Source organism: Rhizobium sp. NRK18 (assembly GCF_024385575.1).
Classification (GTDB): domain Bacteria; phylum Pseudomonadota; class Alphaproteobacteria; order Rhizobiales; family Rhizobiaceae; genus JANFMV01.
This window is the reverse complement of sequence record NZ_JANFMV010000001.1, coordinates 1,593,432-1,611,916: the sequence shown is the minus strand read 5'-3', so window position 1 is coordinate 1,611,916 and position 18,485 is coordinate 1,593,432. Positions and strand designations below refer to the sequence as shown.

General features: G+C 63.4%; 13 protein-coding genes. 8 read left to right on the top strand and 5 right to left on the bottom strand.

What is annotated here, in order from left to right; genetic code table 11:
* Positions 1-6: 6 nt before the first annotated feature.
* On the top strand, positions 7-1,065 hold the full coding sequence (locus NN662_RS07395; RefSeq protein ID WP_261929651.1) for an ABC transporter ATP-binding protein: 1,059 nt from the start codon (positions 7-9) through the stop codon (positions 1,063-1,065).
* An 84-nt stretch (positions 1,066-1,149) separates the two neighbouring features.
* Positions 1,150-2,070, top strand: coding sequence for a PHP domain-containing protein (locus NN662_RS07390; RefSeq protein ID WP_261929650.1), 921 nt, complete (start codon positions 1,150-1,152; stop codon positions 2,068-2,070).
* 272 nt (positions 2,071-2,342) lie between these two features.
* Here NN662_RS07390 and metH read toward each other — a convergent pair whose 3' ends face one another.
* Positions 2,343-6,113 (bottom strand): methionine synthase, encoded by a 3,771-nt coding sequence (gene metH, locus NN662_RS07385; RefSeq protein ID WP_261929649.1) that lies wholly within the window; start codon positions 6,111-6,113, stop codon positions 2,343-2,345.
* Positions 6,114-6,288: 175 nt separating this feature from the next.
* On the opposite strand from metH, the gene NN662_RS07380 reads away from it, so the two are divergent.
* Positions 6,289-7,542, top strand: a complete 1,254-nt coding sequence (locus NN662_RS07380) for an AGE family epimerase/isomerase (protein WP_261929648.1) — start codon at positions 6,289-6,291, stop codon at positions 7,540-7,542.
* Positions 7,543-7,594: 52 nt separating this feature from the next.
* Here NN662_RS07380 and NN662_RS07375 read toward each other — a convergent pair whose 3' ends face one another.
* The 4 genes from NN662_RS07375 to NN662_RS07360 all read right to left on the bottom strand — a co-directional run bounded on the left by NN662_RS07375 (position 7,595) and on the right by NN662_RS07360 (position 11,740).
* Positions 7,595-8,374, bottom strand: a complete 780-nt coding sequence (locus NN662_RS07375; protein WP_410010914.1) for a FadR/GntR family transcriptional regulator — start codon at positions 8,372-8,374, stop codon at positions 7,595-7,597.
* A gap of 187 nt (positions 8,375-8,561) precedes the next feature.
* Positions 8,562-9,473, bottom strand: coding sequence for an alpha/beta hydrolase (locus tag NN662_RS07370; RefSeq protein WP_261929646.1), 912 nt, complete (start codon positions 9,471-9,473; stop codon positions 8,562-8,564).
* Positions 9,474-9,482: 9 nt separating this feature from the next.
* Entirely contained in the window at positions 9,483-10,661 is a 1,179-nt protein-coding gene (locus tag NN662_RS07365; RefSeq protein ID WP_261929645.1) for a mandelate racemase/muconate lactonizing enzyme family protein, read from the bottom strand.
* Positions 10,662-10,666: 5 nt separating this feature from the next.
* Positions 10,667-11,740: an SMP-30/gluconolactonase/LRE family protein gene (locus NN662_RS07360; protein WP_261929644.1), complete on the bottom strand. Its 1,074-nt coding sequence runs from the start codon at positions 11,738-11,740 to the stop codon at positions 10,667-10,669.
* On the opposite strand from NN662_RS07360, the gene NN662_RS07355 reads away from it, so the two are divergent.
* The 5 genes from NN662_RS07355 (at position 11,730) to NN662_RS07335 (ending at position 18,472) form a co-directional block, all read left to right on the top strand.
* Positions 11,730-13,661, top strand: coding sequence for an ABC transporter substrate-binding protein (locus NN662_RS07355; protein WP_261929643.1), 1,932 nt, complete (start codon positions 11,730-11,732; stop codon positions 13,659-13,661). The genes NN662_RS07360 and NN662_RS07355 overlap by 11 nt on opposite strands.
* 89 nt (positions 13,662-13,750) lie before the next feature.
* The gene (locus NN662_RS07350; protein WP_261929642.1) at positions 13,751-14,737 is read left to right on the top strand and encodes an ABC transporter permease; all 987 of its coding nucleotides are present in this window, start codon (positions 13,751-13,753) and stop codon (positions 14,735-14,737) included.
* Entirely contained in the window at positions 14,730-15,863 is a 1,134-nt protein-coding gene (locus tag NN662_RS07345; protein WP_261929641.1) for an ABC transporter permease, read from the top strand. Before NN662_RS07350 ends, NN662_RS07345 begins: the two co-directional genes overlap by 8 nt.
* An 8-nt stretch (positions 15,864-15,871) precedes the next feature.
* Positions 15,872-17,560 carry an ABC transporter ATP-binding protein gene (locus NN662_RS07340; protein WP_261929640.1) on the top strand — a complete coding sequence of 563 codons (1,689 nt, stop codon included), beginning with the start codon at positions 15,872-15,874 and terminating at the stop codon, positions 17,558-17,560.
* Positions 17,561-18,472 carry an alpha/beta hydrolase gene (locus NN662_RS07335; protein WP_261929639.1) on the top strand — a complete coding sequence of 304 codons (912 nt, stop codon included), beginning with the start codon at positions 17,561-17,563 and terminating at the stop codon, positions 18,470-18,472. It abuts the gene before it with no gap.
* The last annotated feature ends 13 nt before the right edge of the window (positions 18,473-18,485 follow it).

Here is an 18,485-nt window from a genome sequence, read left to right as displayed (position 1 = left end):
AAACCAATGTCTTTTCTAGAACTCACCAACATCCAGAAAAGCTTCGGCCCGGTCAAAGTCGTGCACGACTTCAACATGGCGATCGACGAAGGCGAGTTCATCTCCTTTCTCGGGCCGTCGGGCTGCGGCAAGACGACCATCCTGCGCATGGTCGCCGGATTCGAAATCCCGACAGGCGGAATGATCACCATCAACGGCGTCGACCAATCTCGGTTGAAGCCGAACCAGCGCAACATCGGCATGGTGTTCCAGGCCTACGCGCTGTTTCCCAACATGACCGTCTTCGACAACGTCGCCTTCGGCCTGAAGATCGCCGGCATGAGCAAGGCCGACATCCAGAAGCGGGTGAAGGAAATGCTCGGCCTTATCCATCTCGAGCATCTCTCCGACCGGTTCCCCTACCAGATGTCCGGCGGCCAGCAGCAGCGCGTGGCGCTTGCCCGCGCGCTAGCTCCAAGCCCCAAGGTTCTCCTGCTTGACGAGCCGCTCTCGGCGCTCGACGCCAAGATCCGCGTCTCGCTGCGCGAGGAAATCCGCGCCATCCAGCGAAAGCTCGGCATCACCACGATCTTCGTCACGCACGACCAGGAAGAGGCGCTGTCGATCTCCGACCGCATCGTCGTCATGAATGCCGGCCGCGCAGACCAGATCGGCTCGCCGTCAGACGTCTACAACACGCCGGCGACGCGCTTCGTCGCGAGCTTCGTCGGCACGCTCAACATCATCGAGGCAAAGGTCGCCGATCCCGCGGCCAACACCATCACCATCGGCGACCAGACGATCAGCCTGACGGAATCGCTCGGCGCTATGAACGGCGGCGACAAGATCTCGCTGGCACTGCGTCCCGAAGCCGGTTCGCTCAATTCGTCCGAGGGCGACACGGCGCTGACCGGCAAGGTCATCTCGACCAACTTCCTCGGCTCCGTCATCCGCACCAAGATCGATGTTGGCGGCAATGCGATTTCCTTCGACATGTTCAACAATCCCGGCCTCAAGCCGCCGGCGATCGGCGACATGGCGACGCTGCATTTTGCCGCTGCGGATCTGCTTGTCATCCGCGAATAATCGGAACACAAACGGCGTCTGAAAGCACCGCTTGCCGCCCGGCGGGGCCGGCGTCCTTCAAGCCCCGCCACCGGAGCATTCATCATGCCGTTGTCCGCCTTTTCCGCCCCCGGCCGCTTCCATCGCGGCAATCTGCACACGCATTCCACCCTGTCGGACGGCATTCTGGCGCCCGAAGAAGTCTGCCGGCGCTACAAGGTGGAAGGCTATGACTTCATCGCGCTGACCGATCATTTCGTCGGCCGCTTCAACTATCCGATCGCCGACACGAAGCCCTTCCGCGACAACACGTTCACCACCATACTCGGCGCCGAACTCCATTCCGGCGCCATGCAGAACGGCGAACTCTGGCATATCCTCGCCGTCGGCCTGCCGGAGGATTTCGCCCCGTCGCACACGCCGGAATTCACACCCGTCGAAGGCCAGGAAACAGGGCCGGAGATCGCCAGGCGCGCCCGCGACGCCGGCGCCTTCGTGGCCGTCGCCCATCCGCAGTGGTCGGGCATGACGCTCGATGACGCCCGCTCGATCGACGCCGCCCACGCCGTCGAGGTCTACAATCACGGCTGCGCCATGGGCTGCGACCGGCCGGACGGCTTCCACACCGCCGACCTCCTGCTCTCCGAAGGCCGCCGGCTGACACTGATTGCCACCGATGATGCGCACTTCAACGAGCCGGACCATTTCGGCGGCTGGGTGATGGTCAAGTCCGAGGCCAACACGCCGGAGCTTCTGCTCGAAGCCCTGAAGCGCGGCGACTTTTATTCGAGCCAGGGCCCGGAAATTCGCGGCGTGTCCCTGTCGGCGTCCGCCGTCACCGTCCAGTCGACCGCCGTCGCCTCCGTCATCGTCCAGGGCCACGGCACCGCCGCCGTCGCCACCCACGGCCACTCGATGAGCGAGGCCAGCATCCCGCTGCAGCGCTTCGCAAGATCCCCGTGGATCCGCATCACGGTGATCGACGCCGCCGGCAAACGCGCCTGGACCAACCCGATCTGGCTGTGAGGCTGGAAAGGGATTCTGAAACAGGGCCTTGGAGCAAAAAGCGGAATCGGATGCTCAACAGGTTGAATCGGTTTGCGAAGAATAATCGCTAGCGCGAGTTCCCCTCCCCAACCCCTCCCCACAAGGGGGAGGGACTAACCTCCGGCAACGCATTCCCACCCTGCAAACCTCGAACTGATTTTAAGGTCTGTGGGGGAGAACAAGCGCGTGGCGGCGAAGCCCCTCCCCCTTGTGGGGAGGGGCTGGGGAGGGGCATGTCCAAACGGCGTAAGTTACGCCGCGTCGTCGACCGCCCCTGCCCCGCTCGGCACGTAGTTCAGCACCGGCGCCAGCCAGCGTTCGGCCTCTTCCACGCTCATGCCCTTGCGATTGGCGTAGTCTTGCACCTGGTCTCGCTCGACCTTGGCGACGCCGAAATAGTAGCTGTCGGGATGACCGATATAGAGGCCGGAGACAGACGAGCCCGGCCACATGGCAAAGCTCTCGGTCAATTCCACGCCGGTCGCCGCAGTCGCGTCGAGCAGATTGAACAGCGTCGTCTTTTCCGTGTGGTCCGGCTGCGCCGGATAGCCCGGCGCGGGCCGGATGCCGCCATAGGTTTCCGCGATCAGCTCGTCGCTCGTCAGGTTTTCGTCTGAGGCATAGCCCCAGAATTCGCGGCGCACCCGCTCGTGCATGCGTTCGGCGAAGGCTTCGGCGAAACGGTCGGCGAGCGCCTTGACGAGGATCGAGGAATAATCGTCGTTCGCTCGTTCGAAACGCTCGGCGATCGCCACTTCCTCGATGCCCGCCGTCACCACGAAGCCGCCGACATAGTCCGGCTTGCCGGAAGCTTCCGGCGCAACGAAATCCGATAGCGCCACATTCGGCCGGTCGCCGCGCTTGGACAGCTGCTGGCGCAGCGTATGCAGCATGGCCAGCTCGTCCTTGCGGGCATCGTCCTTGTAGAGGCGGATGTCGTCGCCGACGGAATTGGCCGGCCAGAAGCCGATCACCGCGCGCGGCCGGAACCATTTTTCCGCGATGATCTTTTCGAGCATGCTTTGAGCATCGGCAAAGAGCTGGCGTGCCGCCTCGCCCTGCTTCTCGTCTTCCAGGATCGCCGGATAACGCCCCTTCAACTCCCAGGTCTGGAAGAACGGCGTCCAGTCGATGTAGCGGGCGAGCTCGGCGAGATCATAATCCTCGAACACCTTTGTGCCGGTAAAACTCGGCTTCACCGGCTGGTAGGCCTCCCAGTCGAGCTTCACGGCATTGGCGCGGGCGGCTGCGATCGGCAGGCGCTGCTTCTCGCGTTCGGCGCGCTCGTGGGCTTCCGCCACCTTGCGGTATTCGGCCCGGATCTGCTCGACATAGCCGTCGCGCGCCGTCCTGGAGAGAAGCGTCGAGACGACGTTGACGGCGCGGCTGGCATCGGTGACGTAGACGGCCTGGCTGCGCTGGTAGCGCGGATGGATCTTGACGGCAGTGTGGACACGGCTGGTCGTCGCACCGCCGATGAGGAGGGGAATATCAAAGCCCTGCTTCTCCATCTCGGAAGCCACATGCACCATCTCGTCGAGCGATGGCGTGATGAGGCCGGAGAGACCAATGATGTCGACCTTTTCCTTCACCGCCGTTTCCAGGATCTTCGTGGCCGGCACCATGACGCCGAGATCGATGATCTCGTAATTGTTGCAGGCGAGCACGACACCGACGATGTTCTTGCCGATGTCGTGGACGTCGCCCTTGACGGTCGCCATCAGAACCTTGCCGGCGCTTTCGCGGCCGTCGCCGCCATTCGCCTTCTTTTCCTCTTCCATGTAGGGCAGCAGCACGGCAACCGCCTGCTTCATCACGCGGGCGGATTTGACCACCTGCGGCAGGAACATCTTGCCGGCGCCGAACAGATCGCCGACCACGTTCATGCCGGCCATCAGTGGCCCCTCGATCACATGCAGCGGGCGCTCGGCGGCAAGGCGCGCCTCCTCCGTGTCGGCGTCGATATATTCGGTGATGCCGTTAACGAGCGCGTGCTCCAGCCGCTTTTCGACCGGCCATTCGCGCCAGGAAAGATCCTGCTCGCGCGGTCCCTTGGTGCCGGTGCCGCGATAGCGCTCGGCGATCTCCAGCATCCGCTCGGTGGCGTTCGGGTTGCGGTTGAGAACCACGTCCTCGCAGGCCTCGCGCAGCTCCGGTTCGATGGTCTCGTAGACGGACAGCTGGCCGGCATTGACGATGCCCATGTCCATGCCCGCCTGGATGGCGTGATAGAGGAACACGGCATGCATGGCCTGGCGCACGGGCTCGTTGCCGCGGAAGGAGAAGGAGAGGTTCGACACCCCACCGGAAATATGCACGTGCGGCAGCGTCTCGCGGATCGTCCGCGCCGCCTCGATGAAGGCGACGCCGTAATCATTGTGTTCCTCAATGCCGGTCGCCACCGCGAAGACGTTCGGGTCGAAGATGATGTCTTCCGGCGCGATACCGACCTTCTCGGTCAGGAGCTTGTAGGCGCGCGTGCAGATTTCGACCTTGCGCTCGTAGGTATCCGCCTGCCCCTGCTCATCGAAGGCCATGACCACGACCGCGGCACCGTAGCGGCGCACGAGTTCGGCCTGCTTGAGAAATGCTTCCTCGCCCTCCTTCATCGAGATGGAGTTGACCAGCGCCTTGCCCTGCACGCATTTCAGGCCCGCCTCGATGATCGACCATTTCGAACTGTCGATCATCACCGGCACGCGTGCGATGTCCGGCTCGGCGGCAATTAGGTTGAGGAACTCGACCATCGCCTTTTCCGAGTCGATCAGGCCTTCGTCCATGTTGATGTCGATGATCTGGGCACCGTTCTCGACCTGGTCGCGGGCGACATCGAGTGCGACATTGTAGTCGCCGGCGGTGATCAGCTTGCGGAACTTGGCCGAGCCCGTGACATTGGTCCGCTCGCCCACATTGACGAAGGGGATTTCAGGCGTCAGCACGAAAGGCTCCAGGCCGGAAAGCGACATGAAGGGCCTGTGCTCAGGAACGGCGCGCGGGCTGAAAGTCGAGACGGCGTCCCGAATCGCAGCGATATGCTCGGGCGTGGAGCCGCAGCAGCCGCCGACGACGTTGACGAGGCCTTCTTCGGCAAAGCCCTTGATCTGGCGGGCCATGTCGTCCGGCGTCTCGTCATACTGGCCGAAGGCGTTCGGCAACCCGGCATTCGGATAGGCGCAGATGAAGGTGTCCGCCACACCCGACAGCTCCTGCAGGTGCGGCCGCATCGCATCCGCGCCGAGCGCACAATTGAGGCCGATCGTGAACGGGTTGGCGTGGCGTACGGAATTCCAGAAGGCAGACGGCGTCTGGCCGGACAGCGTGCGGCCGGAAAGGTCGGTGATCGTGCCGGAAATCATCACCGGCAGACGGATGCCCTTCTCGGCAAATGCCTCTTCCGCCGCAAAGATCGCCGCCTTGGCGTTCAGCGTGTCGAAGATGGTCTCGATGAGAATGATATCCGCGCCGCCGTCAATCAGTCCGACGATCTGCTGCCCGTAGGCCTGGCGCAGGCCGTCGAAGGTGACGGCGCGGTAGCCGGGATTGTTGACGTCCGGCGAGATCGACGCGGTGCGGTTCGTCGGCCCGACGGCACCGGCGACGAAACGGCGCTTGCCGTCCTGCTTCTCGGCGCGGATCGCCGCGCGGCGGGCAAGCCGGGCGCCATCGCGGTTGAGGTCGTAGACGATGTCTTCCATCGCATAGTCGGCCTGGGCGATCACCGTCGAGGAGAAGGTATTGGTTTCCAGGATGTCAGCGCCCGCCATCGCATAGCGGTAATGCACTTCCTCGATCGCCTTCGGCTGGCTGAGGATCAAGAGGTCGTTGTTGCCCTGCTGATGGCACTCACAGCCGATGAAGCGATCGCCGCGGAAATGGTCCTCGTCGAAGCCGAGCCCCTGGATCTGCGTGCCCATGGCGCCGTCGAGGATCAGGATGCGCTCGCTGGCGGCCTTCTTCAGGGCCGCGGCGATCTCCCTGCCGTCGCGCTTTTCTCCCTCGGGGCCAAAGAGATCATCGAACATGGGCATTCTCCTCGTGTGCATGCATAAGCACTGCAGATCACATAAAGATATCTTTATGTCAACATGTCCATCGCAAAACTTGATCAACGACAAGGGTGCCGCAACGGTGACATCGGCGGGCAAAAGCGATAGATGGTGGACCGATTTGATGACGCCAGCATAACGGGAGAAGACGATGGGTCAAATTGCGGAAGCCAATCCGGAAAAGTGGAAAGACCGCCCCTATCACCGCCGCTGGCTGATGGGCCAGGCCGACAACCTGTTCAACTTCTTCGAAGGCGCGATCATCAATCCCAAGGGTGGCTTCTTCGAGCTAAACCTCGACGGCAGCGTGCCGAAAGCGGATAATCCGGTACGCGGCATCCACGTCACCTGCCGGATGATCCATTGCTTCGCGATCGCCCATCTGCTCGGCCGCCCCGGCGCCTGGGACATCGTCGACCACGGCATGACCTTCCTCTGGAACCGCCACCGCGACACCGAACACGGCGGTTATTTCTGGCGGGTCGATGACAATGGACCGGTCGACGCCTCCAAGCAGGGCTACGGCCACGCCTTCGTGCTGCTGGCCGCCTCATCCGCCAAGGCCGTCGGCCATCCGCTGGCCGACGAGTTGCTGGCTGATATCACCGCCGTCATCAACAACCGCTTCTGGGAAGACGCCCACGGCGCCATCGCCGAGGAATTCGAACGCGACTGGTCGGCCAAGGACGGCGGCACCTATCGCGGCCAGAACTGCAACATGCACCTGACGGAGGCCCTGATGGCGGCCTTCGAGGTGACCGGCGAGCGCGACTATCTCGCCAAGGCCGAGCGCATCGCCGACCTGATCATCAACCGCAAGGCTGCCGAACTCAGCTTCCGCGTTCCCGAGCATTTCGACGCGGACTGGACCGTCGACCAGGATTACGACGGCGACCAGATGTTCCGCCCGTCCGGCTCGACGCCCGGCCACTGGCTCGAATGGGCCCGCCTCGTCCTGCAGCTCTGGACACTCGGCGGCAGAAAGCACGACTGGATGCCGGAAGCCGCAAAGGCGCTGTTCTTCCAGTCCATGGCGCTCGGCTGGGACCGTGACCGCGGTGGCTTCGTCTACACCATCGGCTGGGACAATGCAGTCTCCCGCGCCTTCAAGCTCTGGTGGCCGATGGCCGAAGGCGCAGGTGCTGCGCATTTCCTCAACGAGCACGCATTCGGCGACTTCCACGAGGAGAGCTACCGCAAGATCTGGGACACCATCGCCCGCCACTTCGTCGATCGCGAGAATGGCGGCTGGCACCAGCAATTGTCGGAAGACATGAAGCCGGAAGCCGAACTCTTCCCGACCCGCGACGACATCTATCATGCGCTGCAGGCCTGCCTGATCCCGCTCTTCCCGGCCGATGGCAGCCTGACGAAGATGATCGCCGAACACGGCGCGGCACTCTGAACGGAAAAGGGCGGCCCGTGGGCCGCCCGACATCATTCCCTATCGAGAAAAATCAGGACGACAGCGTCCGCGCGGCACCCGAGAGCGCATCAGAGCGCAACAGGGCGCGGTAGCGGGCCTGGCTGCCTTTCAGGTGCCGGCGCATCGCCTCGCGCGCGCCCTCCTCGTCGCCGTTGGAAATCGCCACCACGATCGCCTCGTGCTCGGCGCAGATCCGCTTGGCATAACTCATGTCCTGCGCATCGCCGCTCTCGGTCTGCAGTGCGGCGCGCGGAATGATCTGCGTGCCGAGCCGCGACAGGAATTCCGGGAAGCGCGGATTGTTCGTGGCGCTCGCGATCGCCAGGTGGAAGGCGAAGTCTTCTTCCGAGGTTGGCCGTTGCGCCTCGATGCAGGCGACCACAGCGGCGTGACAGCTGAAGATGCGGTCTTCCTGCGCGGGAGACCGGCGCTGGGCGGCAAGACCTGCCGCCTCGACCTCGACGGCCGTGCGCAGTTCCAGAAGCTCGATCATCGAGGAGACGCGCGCCTGGTCGATGCGCTGTTGCGGGAAAAATGGCACGGACGAGGATTCCAGAACGAAGACGCCGGCCCCCTGTCTTGCTACGACAAGGCCGTCCGCCCGCAAGGCTGCGATCGCCTCGCGCACCACGGTGCGGCTGACGCCATAGGTCTCGGTCAGTTGCACTTCGCTCGGCAGCTTTTCGCCGGGCGAGAATTTTCCGGACTGTATGGCGCGCCTCAGCTCTTCGCCAATTTTCGAGACAAGCGTGCCCTTGCCCTTGTTGGCGAACTTCGCAAACCCTTCCACGGTCTTCTTTCTCCCCGGCATCTCTTCAACTGCCCCTTCTCCGAAGGCCCTCGGCAAGGCTTTGTCAAGAAAATCCTTTTTGACGCGACCTGGTGCCTCTCCGACTCCAGTTTATATTCATACATATACGCTATACTTGTATGATAAATTAAGCAAACAGGTCGTCGCCGCCGTTCAGACAAAAGCCACTCGGTCGGCAGCAAGCCGTTCACTGTGCCGCCGCCCGCCGCTTCAAAAATGCGAGCGCCGCCTGCCGCATGGCCGGGCTTTCCTTGTGGCCATCGCCATCGCCGAGAAAGCAGTCGAGCGCGCTCTCGGCGCCTGCCGCCTGATAGGCCGCCTTGAGTTTCGCCAGAGCCGCATCCCGGGCGGACGGCGGCGTCAGATGATCGCCCCGTTTGTGACCGACGAACTGCGGGCGCGGCGCAATCAGTCCGGCGACATCGCCCATATCAGCCAAGGCAAGCAGGCCAGGCACGGTGAGATAGATGCCGTGCCGGTCATGAACGCCAAGCGCGATCAGCTCCTGGATGTCGGCAAGCATGCAGAGATCGGCAACGGCTGAAATCCGGCTGTCCAGTGCGCCCAGCCAGGATGCCAGCGCTCCGCCCATCGATATGCCGAGCGCCGCAATCCTTTGCCCGTCGACCTCCGGCCGCGCCGCCAGATAGCCGAGCGCCGCCGCCTGGCACTTCAGCATCTCGCTAAACAGGCTGTCGCCGCGCCAGAGCGCCGCCTTGGCCATGGCGCTTTCGCTTCCCTCGCCCCGCCGCGATCCGAAGCCCGGCGTGTCGACGGACAGGACAGCAAAGCCGAGCTGGAGGAGATCCTCCGCATAGGGTCCGGCAAGATACGGTGCGCCGGTCAGAAGCTCGTCCGCCCCCTGCTCGTAGTTGCCACCATGGGCGTGGCAGTAAAGGATCGCCGGGCAAGGCAGGCGCTCGGGCAGAAGCAGGATGCCGGGAACGTCGCGGCCATCGACCGACAGAACGACCGATTGCCGGCTGCCACCACCCGTCATGGCTACGGTCTCGATCGCCCGGCCGGTGGCTGCCACGCCATCCCGCCATCCGATCAGCGCCGCAATCCGGCTACGCAACGTCTCCTGCGCCTCGGCCATGCCTCACCCTCAGCAATGTGCGGTCGAACCGTCGGGGCGGATCGGCAGCTTGCGCTCCCAATGCACGTAGCGGTCGGTTTTCAGATACTCCTCGTCGATCTCCACGCCCCAGCCGGGCCGATCGGGCCTGAGCTCCAGGTAGCCGTCCTTCGGCACATAGGGATCGACGACATAGCCGACCCGCTCGTCGCCGCTCATGCCGTCGCTGTGATAGGCGGCGCCGACCGGCAGGCGATATTCGAGGATCTTGAAGTTCGGCTGCGAGGCGGCGAAATGCAGGTTGACGGCCGTCGCCAGCGGCCCCATCGGATTGTGCGGCGCGACGCTGACATAATGGGCCTCGGCCATCGCCGCGATCTTGCGCATCTCGAGAAGCCCGCCGATGACGCAGATGTCCGGCTGGATGATGTCGGCGCCCGAGACCTGCAGCAGACGCAGGAATTCGAACTTGGAAAACAGGCTCTCGCCCGTGGCCAAAGGCACCTTCAACTGCGATTTGAGCCTGCCCCACGCCTCGAAATTCTCCGGCCGGATCGGCTCCTCGTAAAACAGCGGGTTGAACTGCGCCAGCACGTCACCAAGCTGCACCGCCTGCCAGGACTCGTAAATCTTGGCATGGGCGTCGAAGGCGAACTCCACATCCTCGCCGCAGGCTTCCGTAACCTTCTCGACCCAGTCGCCGGTGGTCCTCAGAACCTTGCCCCACGGGTTGGCATGAATGTCGATCCGGTAGGGCGACAGCTTGAAGGCGGTGAGCCCGTAGCTCTCGCGCATCTCGATGCAATGGTCGCGGATGCGCTCGGGTTCCGGCGCTGTGTAGACGCCCTGATAGACACGCACCCGATCGCGCACATTGCCGCCGAGCAGCATGTAGACCGGCACGTTCAGCGCCTTTGCGGAAATATCCCAGAGCGCGTGGTCGATGGCCGAGATCGCCGCAAGGCCGAGAGCGCCCGGGGGAAAACGGCTCTGCTGCATGAGCTTCAGGACAAGGGCTTCGATCCGTCTCGGATCCTGGCCCTCAATCTGCAGATAGAGGTAGTCGAGAAGCGGCGGCAAAGCCCGGTCGGGACCGTGATTGTAGCACTCGCCCCAGCCGGTGATACCCTCGTCGGTGTCGATGGCGACCAGCACGCGCGGCCGATCCCGGTCGCAACTCATGAACGAACGCAGAGCGGTAATCTTCATAATCGTTATCCTGCAAATGGGGTTTGAGCTACGCCCCGGACACCAAGTCCGGTTATGGCGAAAAGGCCGCCGGCGCATGGCTGCCGGTCTTCAGTCCCCGGCGTCTTCTCGATGCCGAAACTGGTCACATAGAGTGTATCGAGGTCGGGCCCGCCGAACATGATCTTCGTCGGCCGTTCCGCCGGCATGTCGATGATCCGGTCGATCGTGCCGTCCGGCGTGTAGCGCACCAGCTGCCAGCCGCCGACGCCCGCCATCCAGTAACAGCCCTCGGCATCCACCGTACCGCCATCCGGCCGGCCCTCGACCGCGCGTGTATCGAAGAAAACCCGCCGATTGGACGGCGTTCCGGTCTCGCTGTCGTAATCGCAGACCCAGATGGTGCGCACGGCAGGGTTGGAATCGGAGAAATACATCCGCTTCCCGTCGGCGGAAAACGCCAGCCCGTTGGGGGTGAATATCTCGCTGAACCAGGCCGTGCAGGTGCCGTCCGGATCAAGCCGGTAAATGGTGCCCTCCGGCACCGGCCCGCCGCCCTCGCGCATGGTCCCCGCCCAGAACCGCCCCTTGCAGTCGGTCGCGCCGTCATTGAAGCGATTCTTCGGCAAATCGGGCTCGGGGTCGACGATCAGCGTCTTCTCGCCGGTCTCGAAATCGAAGCGGAAAATGCCGTTCCGCCCGGCGACCACCAGTTTGCCGTCAGCCGTCGCAGCAAGACATCCGGCAACTTCGCCGAAGTCGCGCGAACGGTTTTCCCCATGAGCCGGATCAAAGCGATGAACCTTGCCGGCAGGGATGTCGACCCACCAAAGGCATTGCTGTCCGACATCCCAGAAAGGTCCCTCGCCCACAATGCTGCAAGGCTCCAGGACACAGTCAATCCGCATGCATTTCCTCCCGTCTTCCGGCCCGTCCCTATCGAAATCGTCAGGCAGGCGGATACTCGCACTGGTTAAGATGCGACGCAACATGTCATACATCATTTGAAATTTGTTTGACAACATGGCCTCTATGATGCCAGCTTGCCAGATGCGGCACGTCCAATCGCCGCGCCTTAGAGGAGGAATCATGAACAACATTTGGTGCAGGATGCGCCGGCCGCTGATGGCGTCAGCCGCTGTCGCGCTGATGCTGACCCCGCTGAGTGCCTGGGCCTACCAGGACGCTCCCATGCTCGAGGAACAGGTGAAGGCAGGCAAACTGCCTCCCGTCGACCAGCGACTGCCGGAAAAACCGGACGTCATAACGCCGCTCAACGAGACCGGCACCTATGGCGGCACGCTGCGCCGCATGCTCGGCGGCTCGAACGACCACAACTCCATCCTGCGCATCGTCGGCCCCCAGGGCCTGACGCGCTGGAAGGCCGACTGGTCCGGAATTGAACCGAACGTCGCGGAGAGCTGGGAGGCCAATGCCGACGCAACCGAGTTCACATTCCATCTGCGCAAGGGCATGAAGTGGTCGGATGGCGAACCCTTCACCGCCGACGACGTCATGTTCTTCGTCGACGATCTCCTGAACAACGAGGAATTCTATCCGTCCGCGCCGTCGAACTATGTCGTCGACAACAAGCGCATGCAGGCGGAAAAGATCGACGACTACACCGTCAAGTTCAAGTTTGCCGGCCCCTATGGCCTGTTCCTGCAGCTTCTGGCCACCCCACTCGCCCAGGAACCCGTCTTCTGGGCCAAGCACTACTGCAAGCAGTTCGTGCCAAAGTACAATCCGGACGTCGACAAGATGGTCAAGGAGACCCCCGGCGTCGAGGACTGGCCGTCGCTGTTCAAGCTGAAGTGCGGCGAACTGGAATCGCCGGCCCGCTGGGGCAACCCTGCCCGTCCGACGCTTGATCCGTGGATCATGACGGACCAGGCCTACACCGCCGGCACGACCCGCGTGGTCATGACCCGCAACCCCTATTTCTGGCAGGTCGACGACAAGGGCAACCAGCTACCCTACACCGACGAAGTCACCATGGGTGTCGCTCCCGACAACCAGGCGCTCCTGCTCGAAGCCGTTGCCGGTCATGTCGACATGCAGCGCCGCAAGATCGATACGCTCGCCAACAAGCCGGTGCTCGCACAGGCCATGGAAAAGGGTGGCTTCCACTTCTATGAAGCAACCCCGTCCAGCTCGAGCACGATGACGATTCACCTGAACCTGACACACAAGGATCCGGTGATGCGCAAGCTGCTGAACGACAAGAATGTCCGCATCGCCCTGTCGCTCGGCATCGATCGTGAGGAGATCATCGACATCGTCTATCAGGGCGTCGGCCAGCCATGGCAGATCGGTCCGCTGGAGCAGAGCCCGCTCTACAACGAGCAGCTGTCGCACCAGTTCACCGAATACGACCCCGACAAGGCCAACGAGCTGCTCGACGCCGCCGGCCTCGACAAGAAGGACGCCCAGGGCTACCGCCTGCGCCCGGACGGCAAGCGGTTCACCTTCAACGTCAACTACACCGGTATCGAGCAGCCCGACTGGGGCGATGCGCTCGAAATCATGAAGGAGCAGTGGCAGAAGATCGGCGTCGAACTGAACGCCACCTCGGTCGAGCGCTCGATCTACTATTCGCGCGGCGAAGCCAATGACTACGACTTCATGGTCTGGCAGTCTCCGGGCGGTCTCGATGCCTATTTCGATCCGCGCGACTACTTCCCGATCCATCCGCAGGGCTCCTGGCAGGCGATCCCGTGGGTGCGCTGGTACCTGACCGGCGGCAAGGAAGGCGAGGAACCGGACGCATCGAACAAGGAACGCCTGAAGCTCTATGACGAGTTCAAGGGCGCCGCCGACCCGGCCAAGCAGGAGGAAATCTTCAAGAAGATCCTGCAGATCGCCGCCGACCAGTTCGAAATGTTCTCGATCTCCTCGGCAACCAGCACCTTCGGTGTGGTCAACAACAAGCTGATGAACGTTCCGGACAAGATCCCGTCCTCGTGGATGTATCCGGATCCGGCTCCGACGCTTCCGCAGACCTACTTCTACAAGAAGTAAAGACGCGCCCGAGAGTGCCGGCCCTCCCCAACCGGGGCCGGCACTCCATCCGAAAGACCTGAAACGAACCGAACGGACGGCTCTTAGCCATGCTCTGGCGCTATATTCTCAAACGGCTCCTCTGGATGATCCCGTTTCTCTTTGCGGTCTCCGTGGTATCCTTCCTGCTGATCCAGGCACCGCCCGGCGACTACCTGACCACCTATATCGCCAAGCTTGCTGAATCCAACGAGATACTCGACCAGTCCGCGATCGACAATCTGCGCGAGCGCTTCGGCCTCGACCAGCCGATCTACGTCCAGTACTTCAAGTGGATCGCCAACCTGCTGCATGGCGACTTCGGCATGTCGTTCGAATGGCGCCAGCCGGTCTCGGAGCTCATCTGGGAGCGCATGGCGCTGACGCTGATCCTGTCGTTTGCCACCCTTCTGTTTTCCTGGGCCATATCCCTGCCGATCGGCATCTATTCGGCCGTCCGCAAGTATTCGATCGGCGACTACGTCGCCTCGACGCTGGGCTTTCTGGGCCTGGCGACGCCGAACTTCCTGCTGGCGCTGGTGCTCATGTATATCGGCGTCGTCTATTTCGGCTCCGATGTCGGCGGGCTGTTTTCGAACGAATACGTCAACGCCCCCTGGTCCTGGGGCCGGTTCATCGACCTTTTGAAGCATCTGTGGCTGCCCGTGGTCGTGCTCGGCACCGGTGCCACCGCCAGCCTGATCCGCATCATGCGCGCCAATCTGCTCGACGAATTGAACAGGCCCTATGTCGACACCGCCCGCGCCAAGGGCATGTCCGAATTCTGGCTGATCATGAAATATCCGGTTCGCGTAGCATTGAACCCCTTCGTCTCGACGATCGGCTGGGTGCTGCCCAACCTCGTCTCCGGCGCTGTCGTCACCGCCATCGTCTTGAGCCTGCCGACCGCCGGCCCGCTGATGCTGCAGGCTTTGCTGTCGCAGGACATGTATCTCGCCGGCGCCTTCGTGCTGCTGCTCTCATCGCTGACGGTCGTCGGCATGCTGATCTCCGACATCCTGCTCGTGCTGCTCGACCCGAGGGTGAAATATGACTGATTCCGTGAATGCAAGCCTCGAGAGCGGCAGCGGCAATGACAAGGTCGCGATTGCCTCGCAGTGGCAGCTGACCTATTGGGCCTTCAAGCGCCACAAGCTGGCCGTCGTCGGCTTCTGGGTCATCGTCCTCTTCTATCTGGTCGCCCTCTTTGCCGAGGTCATAGCCCCCGACGACCCGACCGACCAGAACCGCCGCGCCGTCTTCCAGCCGCCGCAGGCGATCCACTTCATCGACCATGCCGAGGACGGCATGCACTTCAGGCCCTATGTCTACGAGATGAAGCGCAACCGCGACCCGGTCTCCCTCCAGGTGACCTATGAGCGCTCCGACACGAAGATCTATCTGCGCCTGTTCGGCGAAGGTCCGGCCTACGAGCTCTGGGGCATCTTCCCGATGAAGACGCATCTGTTTGCGAGCGAGAACCCGCGCGACCGCTTCTACTTCTTCGGTGCCGACCGTCTCGGTCGTGACATGTTCAGCCGCGTCGTCTACGGCACGCGCATCTCGATGTCGATCGGCCTCATCGGCGTCGCCATCAGCCTTTTCCTCGGCATCACGCTCGGCGGCATCTCGGGCTATTACGGCGGCCGCGTCGATGCGGTCATCCAGCGCTTGATCGAATTCGTGCTGAGCCTTCCGACCATTCCGATCTGGCTGGCGCTGGCGGCCGCACTGCCCGCCTCCTGGCCGATCTACCAGCAGTATTTCGTCATCACCCTGATCGTCAGCCTCGTCGGCTGGACGGAACTCGGACGCGTGGTGCGCGGCCGCTTCCTGGCGATGAAGCATGATGACTTCGTCATCGCTGCCCGCCTCGACGGCGCGTCGGAGGCTCGTATCATCTACCGCCACATGCTGCCGTCGCTGACCTCGCACATCATCGCCTCGCTGACACTGGCGATCCCGCTAATGATTCTGGCCGAAACCAGCCTCTCCTTTCTCGGCCTCGGCCTGCAGCCGCCGGCTATCAGCTGGGGCGTGCTGCTGAAGGAAGCACAAAATCTCCGCTCGGTGACTCAGGCGCCCTGGTTGTTCATCCCCGGCGGCTTCGTGGTGCTTGCGGTTCTGGCATTCAACTTCCTCGGCGATGGCATGCGCGATGCCGCCGACCCCTACGGCCATTGAGACGAGGAATGGACATGACGAAACCCGTAATCACCGTCGACAATCTGACCGTCGGCTTCAACATGCGCAAAGGGCTCTACGACGTCCTGCACGGCGTCAGCTTCGAGCTCCATCGCGGCAAAACCACCTGCATCGTCGGCGAAAGCGGCTCCGGCAAATCGGTGACCGCCCGCACGATCCTCAACATGGTCCCGCGCCCGGGCGTCATCAATGGCGGCCGCATCCTGTTCAATCCGGACGGTGACAACGAGCGTGACATCTCGGCGCTCGATCCGCGCGGCAAGGAAATCCGGGCGATCCGCGGCGGCCGCATCGGCATGATCTTCCAGGAGCCGATGAGCTCGCTGTCGCCGGTGCATACGATCGGCAACCAGATCATCGAGGCGATCCGCCTGCACCGCGACGTCTCCAAGCAGGAAGCTCGCAAGATGGCGGCCGAGCTTCTGGCGCAGGTGGAAATCCCCAACCCCGACAAGGCGCTCGACAAATACGCCTTCGAATATTCCGGCGGCATGCGCCAGCGCGCCATGATCGCCATGGCGCTCTCCTGCCGTCCGGACGTGCTGATCGCCGACGAACCGACGACGGCGCTCGACGTGACGACACAGGCGGAAATTCTCGACCTGATGCGCAACCTGCAGCGCGAACTCGGCATGGCCATCATGTTCATCACCCACGACATGGGCGTGGTGGCCGAGATCGCCGACGAGGTCGTGGTCATGGAGAAAGGCTACGTCGTCGAGCGCGGCGACGTCCACCAGATCTTCAGCGCGCCGCGCCATCCCTACACGCAAAAACTCCTCGGCGCCGTCAAACGGCTGGAGGAACCGGCAACCGAGAAGGTCCGCCCTGCCCCGAACGCGCAGCCCATCCTCAAGGTCGACCAGCTGAAGCTGCATTTCGAAAAGCGTGAGGGCTTTCTCCAGCGCGTTACCGAAGTCACCAAGGCGGTCGACGGCATCTCGTTTGAGCTGAAGCAGGGCGAAGCGCTCGGCATCGTCGGCGAAAGCGGCTCCGGCAAGACGACCGTCGGCCGCTGCATCGCCCGCGTCTACGACCCGACCGATGGCGTCATCGACTATCAGGGCGCCGACATCGCCAAACGGCCGACCAAGGCGCTGAAGGAGTATCGCCAGCAGGTCCGGATGATCTTCCAAGATCCGTTCGCCTCGCTCAATCCGCGCATGACGGTCAAGCAGATCATCGCCGAGCCGCTTATTATCAATGGCATCTCCAACGGCTCCGAACTGGAGGACCGCGTCGCCAAGCTCCTGCGGGAGGTCGGCCTGTCGCCGGACATGATGGAGCGCTATCCGCATGCCTTCTCCGGCGGCCAGCGCCAGCGCATCGTCGTGGCCCGCGCCATCGCACTGGAACCGAAGCTGGTGATCGCCGACGAGCCGACATCGGCGCTCGACGTCTCGATCCGCACCCAGGTTCTCGACCTGCTTCTGCGGCTGCAGGCGGAAATGGGCCTGAGCTTCATCTTCATCAGCCACGATATGGCGGTGATCCGCTATTTCTGCGACCGTGTGGCGGTCATGTATCACGGCCGCATCGTCGAGATCGGCGAGACCGAGCAGATCATCACCGATCCGCAGCACCCCTATACCAAGGCCCTGCTCTCCTCCGTGCCGATCGCCGACCCGGCGCTGCGCGGCACCCGCCAGCGGCATCGCTACCGCGAGGAGGCATAGGTGATCATAGGGCGGCGGCGCGCGGAGACGATGGACTTCGCGCCGGGAATGGCTGAGGTTCTGGCAGAAGACGCGCGCCTGTCTCCGCTCGGCGACATGGCGGCCGCCACCTTCTGGGCCGAAGGTGCCCGCCATGTGGCCGACATCCGCGACCTGACCTTCGAAGGCGCTGCGGGTCAAGCACAAGCGGCCCGCCTCTACCGCAGCCGCGAGGGCCGCACACCGGTCCTCCTTTACATCCATGGCGGCGGCTGGTCGGGCGGCTCCATTGCGCTGAACGAGCGCGCCGCCCGCGAACTTGCGGCCGAAAGCGGCTGGAGTGTCCTCAGCATCTCCTATCGGCTGGCCCCGGCACATCCCTTTCCCGCCGGGCTGGACGATTGCCGCGCGGCACTGGCATGGCTGAGGCGCGAAGGCCCTGCCCTGGGTCTCGACACCGACAGGATCGCTGTCGGCGGAACCTCGGCCGGCGCCAATCTGGCGATGGCAACGGCACTCGCCGAAAAGCAACAGGGCCTCGCCAAATTGCTGCTGTTCTATGGGGTGTTCGGCGCCGACTTCTCGACCCCGAGCTATGAGCGTTTCGCGGCTGGCCCGGGCCTGACGCGCGAGCGCATGCAGCATCTCTTCTCGCTCTACGATCCGCAAGGCGAGCGTGACCGCGAGCCTTTGATCACGCCTCTCCTCGCCGACCTTGCCGGCCTGCCGCCCGCCCTGCTGATCGCCGCCGAATGCGACGTGCTTTGCTCGGACAGCGAACGGATGGCCGACGCGCTTCGGCGGGCCGGCGTGGAAACAAGCCTTCACATAGAGCCGGGCGTGACGCACGGCTTCATCAACCGCGGAAGACTGCTGCCGGCAGCCACCGCTGCACTTCACCGCGCCGCCGGCTTTCTTGCCGGCCGCCCATGACACAGGGACGGAT